The organism is Propionivibrio pelophilus DSM 12018 (genome assembly GCF_059569095.1).
The window spans coordinates 1-1,402 of the sequence record NZ_JCANUT010000140.1 but is presented as its reverse complement, the minus strand read 5'-3'; the positions used below and the strand labels follow the sequence as shown (position 1 = coordinate 1,402).

The window sequence follows — 1,402 nt, the reverse complement described above, 5'->3', positions numbered from 1 at the left end:
AGGAGTTATTATCTCATTTCCGGCAAATTCGCGCCCGTCAAATCGAAAAATTAATCAATTAAAACATCGTCTTGGGCGTTATTCAGGACGGACTAAATATGTTCGCAACCAACAGATGCTCGGTGGTGAAGGCGGTGGTGTTTTGGGCAAATCATCCCCTAACCCGTTAGCGGGTGGGACGATTTGCCCGTGATGCTCGTATGGAGCCGGCAGCGTATGCCTCTGGGCTGGTTCGGTAACAACACCGAATGCCATAGCAGGAGCTTTCCGCCGTTGCTGGCGTTCTTCGCAGTCTCCTACGCAGGCCTCCACTTGTAAGCCGGTCTTTTTCCCGGCATGAAGGCTTGCACCATCACTGCTGCGCCTTGATCCTTCTGTGGCGCGATACGACCCCGGCCAGAACGTTTGTGGGCATCTCCCCTCGGGACTGTCGCAGCATTGAATTATCTGCACCAGTTGCCTTCTTCGGGTACTCCCTTCGCCGATAGACTCCGTGTCGGTCGGAGGGCCAAAGAAAAACCCGATGCTTTGCTGGGCGAGCCTTTGGCGAGGCAGGATCGGCACGGAAGTGGTCGTGTTTCACCGTTGTCGCCCAGCAAAATACCGGGTGTCCCACTTCAGCGCCGGATGCCACTCCGACAATCAGATCGTGTTGTCACGACCTGCGGAGCGAACTTTCTTTTTTTGGGCTGAATAGGTCAGGTGCGGAATTGCAGACCTAATTCCGCACTCGTCGCGAGAGGGCAAAAAAGCGAGGATTCGTCTCGCGTCACGTCCGAATGCAGCGCAGCGATGCGTGGTGTCGCTTCTTCCGTATTATTGAAAGGTCCGAAACGTGAGTAACTTCAATGCAGTTCGTAATTTCGACGAGGCCCCCGGTTCCATGCTGGTTCCCATGAATGTTGCCGAGGTTGTCTTGGCTCGTAGCCGGGCAAGCATCTATCGCCACGTGCAGCGGGGAGACTTGATGCTCGTGAAAATCGGGTGTTCCAGTCGTTTTCGTGTGTCCGATCTGCGCCGTCTGATGGGCGGCTAGTTTTGAGGACCCCGGGTTCTCCAGAACTGGTGGGTGATACAGTGCTTACAGCGTGATAGTGACAAAAAATACCAAGGGGGCCAGACGGCCCCTTTGTTTCGTTTGTGCTTATAGAGAATTGATTCAGGCTTATAGATGATGAGGTGTTAGACTATATTCATATTACTCCGGTGGGAAGTGCTGAACCGCGATGCTTTTTTATGCTTCCGCAGTATTGAGAGGCAAGAAGCGGTTATTTGGAATGTTTGAATGACAAACAAGACATATACCATTAGGGAAACGCCGAACAAGCCACTGAAAAACTTGGCGGCGCTTCAATATTGAGCCGAAATGGTGAAAGAAATCGATTTTTCATCGTATAAGTCG

Annotated in this window: 1 protein-coding gene; it reads left to right on the top strand. The window is 52.1% G+C overall.

Features of this window, described 5'->3' with window-relative positions; all coding sequences use genetic code 11:
* Positions 1-193: hypothetical protein (locus tag BO74_RS21090; protein WP_496445369.1), on the top strand; the 193-nt coding region annotated here is incomplete at its 5' end.
* Positions 194-1,402: the final 1,209 nt, after the last annotated feature.